Here is a 3,485-nt window from a genome sequence, read left to right on the forward strand (position 1 = left end):
CAAGGTACAGGATTACACAAGCATATTGACCAAAGCTGAACATAATTTGATCTGTCTGTCGTTTTGAAGTTGCTTTTTGGCCCCGGTGCGTCTGGTTCGTGCTGGCGGGGTTGGAAGAGGGCCCCCCGGGGAGGGCCTTTTTCCGTGTGTCGGTACGTGTTTTTGATCGCCCGGAAAGGCCTTCGAAGGCCAAAGCCCGGATCAGCCCATCCCGGGGCTCCGCCCGTAAAGGCTTCGAAGGCGCCACTGGCACCCTCGCCGGGCAAAGCCCGGATCAGCCTTTACCCTTCCACGGCACCAGGATGCGTTCGGCCCATCGCATCAGCATGTCGATGCCGAAGCCGATGACACCGATGAGGATGATGCCCATGATCACGATGTCGGTGTTCTGGAACTTCGACGCGGTCATGATCATCATGCCGGCCCCCTGTTCGGCGGCGACCAGTTCAGCGGCCACAACCGTCCCCCAGCAGACCCCCATGGCCACCCGCGCCCCGGTGAAGATCTCGGGCAGCGAGTTCGGTACGATCACATGGCGCATGATCTGCCACTTGCTGGCCCCGAGGCTGTAAGCCGCGTGCACCTTGGAAATTTTCACCCCCGACACGCCCGAGCGCGCCGCAATCGCCATGATCCACAAGGCTGCAAGGAACAGCAGGATGATCTTGCCCGCCTCGCCGATGCCCGCCCAGATGATCACCAGCGGGATCAGCGCCAGCGGCGGCACCGGCCGCATGAACTCCACGATCGGGTCAAACCAGCCGCGGAACCAGTCGGAAAGCCCCATGGCATAGCCCAGCGGAATGCCGACCACGGCGCCCAGAAGGAAGCCCAGCACAACGCGGAAAAGCGAATACCCAAGGTGTTCGAGCAGCGTGAAGTTGCGGAAACCGGAGCTGACGATCTCAAGCGAACGCGCCCAGACGGCCTCTGGTGCCGGCAGATAAAGCGGCTCCATCTGCCAGCCACGGGTGGGTTCAAAATTGGGCGTGCCCTTGTCCGAAAGCGTCACCGAACCGCCATCGACCTTCACGGTCTCACCGGGCGCGATCTTTTCACCGTTGATGGCAATGACCTTGGCGCCGTCTTTCTTGGTGATGTCATCGTTGCGGTCCACATTGATGAGCCCGGTACGCCACTGCGCAATCGCGACAGAATCGTTCTTGGCAAAGCCGTCGCCCGGCTCAACTTCCGGTGCCTCTGTCGCGACCTCACGCGGGTGCACAACGACGGTGACGGTCGCATCATCGGGCGATTGGCCCTCGGCCTGCGATGTATAGGTGAATGTGGTTGTCCCCTCATAGGGGCCCGGCGCGTGCAGGAACCCCGGCAACAGGCTGGAGCCGGTAAAGATGCCCCACATCAAAAAGATCGTCAGGATCGAGATGATGCCCGCCGCCCGATTGGGCCGCACCGCACTTTCATCGCCAAATGTCACGGTTTTCAGCGAGGTGTAATCATGCAGGCCCGCGCCCTGCACAACCTTGGTCACAATAAAGAACGCCGCCACGAAGATGATGATATAGATCAGCAGAGGGATCATGCCGCGTCCTCCTTACCGCCCATAATTTCTTCTTCCATGTCCCAGATCATGTTCAGGATCTCTTCGCGCTTGGGCCCGAAGTCATGGTGTTTTTTCACTTCCCGCAGATCGGCATTGACGCCCAGATCAGCAAAGGGCAGACGGTATTCCTTGTGAATGCGTCCGGGGCGTGGGGCCATGACGATCAGGCGCTCGCCCAAAAGCAACGCCTCCTCCACCGAGTGGGTGATCAGGATGATCGTCTTGCCGGTCTCTTTCCAGAGCTTCAGCACAAGGCTCTGCATCTTCTCGCGGGTCAGCGCGTCGAGCGCGCCCAGCGGTTCATCCATCAAGATCACATCCGGGTCATTGGCCAAACAGCGCGCCAGCGCCACGCGCTGCTGCATCCCCCCCGAGAGCTCATAGACGGCCTTTTCCTTGAAGTCCTGCAACCCCACAACATCCAGCAAGTGGTTGACGGTCTCGTCCTTGTCTTTCTTCGGCGTGCCCTTCATCGAAGGGCCAAAGCCCACGTTTTCGCGCACCGACATCCACTCAAACAGCGCGCCCTGCTGGAACACCATGCCGCGTTCGGCATCCGGCCCCGTGACCTTATGGCCATTCAGGATCAGCTCCCCCGCCGTGGGGGCCAGAAATCCCGCCACGATGTTCAGCAATGTGGTTTTGCCGCAGCCCGAGGGGCCCAGCACGCTCAGAAGTTCACCCGCTTTCAGTTCAAGCGAGACATCCTGCAACGCCTGCACATGGTCGCCGCCCGGCAACTCGAAGCGCATGGATAAATTGTTAATCGATAATCCGGTCATGATATCCCCACCAGTTGTCCGCGCACCGCGGGTGGTCGGGCGGAGTTGACCCCGCCTCTGATCTTGAAAGCGAAGCGGCGCGGGGGTGTCCCGCGCCGCCGCCATTTGTCTTAGCTGCCGCCGGCTGCCGAGAGCGGGCCGATGTTCACGGCATCCTCATAGCTGTCGAGCGCGCTATCGATAGAACCGGCTTCGACAAAGACATCCGCAACACCCTTCATGAAGGTCGCCGCATTGCCGCCCAGCCATGTTTCAGACAGCTGATCTTCGACAGACGGGAACTTCATGGTGGAGATTGCCGCTTTGGCCGCATCCAGATCCATACCGGCCTGCTCAGCGATCACCGCCAGCATCTCGTCTGATGGGTTGCTGTTCCACTCGGTGTTGGCATCCGCCGTGACCTTGAGGAACTTGGCAACGACGTCACCGTTCTCGGCCACGAAAGATGCCGGTGCCGACGTCACGTCAAACACCAGAATGCCCAGCGCTTCCTTTTCGTCACCCGTCAACAGCACGTTGCCGTATTCCTTCATCCGCGCCAGACCACCGCCGTAGCCACAGGCAAAATCAACTGCCCCCTGGCTTAGCGCAGCAGCGCCCTCTGGCGGCGCCATGTCCACGACCTGCAGGCTCGCGACATCCACACCGAAGTGGTCCATCTGGCGCAGGAAGCCGTAATGCGCCGCTGTGCCCAGCGGAACAGCCACCTTCTTGCCGGCCAGCTCTCCCGCGCTGTCCTTGTCGATTTCCAGACCCGCGGAAACAACGCAATTGTCATTGTCAGAATAGCTCACGGCCACGTCCACAACCTGAATGTCCTGACCGCCCGAGGCCGCGACCACGAAAGGTGGCACACCCTGGCTGACCGACATCTGCACGTCACCCGACGCCATCGCCGCAGACATCGCCGTTCCGGTCTCGAAAGAAACCCAGTTCACCTTCATTCCCAGCGCTTCGTCATAAGCACCGGACGCCTTCGCTGCCATCATTGGCATCGGCCATTCCAGAAAATAGCCCACAGTGATCTCACCGTGGCCATCCGCCAGCGCCGCCTGACCGGTCAGCGCCATTACCGCACCCGCAACAAAGGCGCATGTTGTCTTCTTGATCATCTCATTCTCCCGTTGATCACATCCCGT

General features: G+C 60.5%; 3 protein-coding genes. All 3 read right to left on the reverse strand.

Going from position 1 to position 3,485, the window contains the following annotated elements:
- Nucleotides 1–274: 274 nt before the first annotated feature.
- The 3 genes from ACOTTU_RS24830 to ACOTTU_RS24840 all read right to left on the reverse strand — a co-directional run bounded on the left by ACOTTU_RS24830 (nucleotide 275) and on the right by ACOTTU_RS24840 (nucleotide 3,458).
- The gene (locus ACOTTU_RS24830; RefSeq protein WP_425662196.1) at nucleotides 275–1,543 is read right to left on the reverse strand and encodes an ABC transporter permease; all 1,269 of its coding nucleotides are present in this window, start codon (nucleotides 1,541–1,543) and stop codon (nucleotides 275–277) included.
- Nucleotides 1,540–2,346, reverse strand: coding sequence for a taurine ABC transporter ATP-binding protein (locus ACOTTU_RS24835; protein ID WP_425662198.1), 807 nt, complete (start codon nucleotides 2,344–2,346; stop codon nucleotides 1,540–1,542). The genes ACOTTU_RS24830 and ACOTTU_RS24835 overlap by 4 nt, the downstream gene beginning before the upstream one ends.
- Before the next feature lie 110 nt (nucleotides 2,347–2,456).
- On the reverse strand, nucleotides 2,457–3,458 hold the full coding sequence (locus ACOTTU_RS24840) for an ABC transporter substrate-binding protein (protein WP_425662200.1): 1,002 nt from the start codon (nucleotides 3,456–3,458) through the stop codon (nucleotides 2,457–2,459).
- Nucleotides 3,459–3,485 lie beyond the last annotated feature (27 nt).

It is taken from the genome of Roseobacter sp. EG26 (assembly GCF_049830555.1).
Taxonomy (GTDB): Bacteria; Pseudomonadota; Alphaproteobacteria; order Rhodobacterales; family Rhodobacteraceae; genus Roseobacter.